Origin of the sequence: Sphingomonas sp. CCH15-F11, assembly GCF_001557005.1 — a bacterium.
GTDB lineage: Bacteria > Pseudomonadota > Alphaproteobacteria > Sphingomonadales > Sphingomonadaceae > Sphingomonas.
The window spans coordinates 1-316 of the sequence record NZ_LSKG01000021.1; the positions used below are offsets into that span (position 1 = coordinate 1).

At 71.2% G+C, this 316-nt stretch carries 1 protein-coding gene; it reads left to right on the forward strand.

Going from position 1 to position 316, the window contains the following annotated elements; all coding sequences use genetic code 11:
* Positions 1–316 (forward strand): VOC family protein (locus AX709_RS18820; RefSeq protein WP_331709695.1); only part of this gene is annotated, 316 nt, incomplete at both ends.

Consider the following 316-nt stretch of genomic DNA (forward strand, 5'->3'; position numbering starts at 1 on the left):
GCCCGGCGACCGCCGATGGCGATGTCGCCGGGCTGATGCGGATGCCCGACGGGATGGCGATGCCGCCCGCGTGGCTCGGCTATGTCGGCGTCGATGATGTCGACGCGATGGCTGACGCGTTCAGGCAGGGCGGCGGCGCGGTCCACCAGCCGCCGTGGGACATTCCCGGCGTCGGCCGCATGGCCCTGGTTGCCGACCCGCAGGGCGCGCCGCTCTACGTGATGAAGGGCGCGGTCGAAGGCGGCGAGAGTGTGGCCTTTTCCTACGACAAACCGCGCCCCGGCCATTGCGCTTGGAACGAGCTGTCGACGAGCGA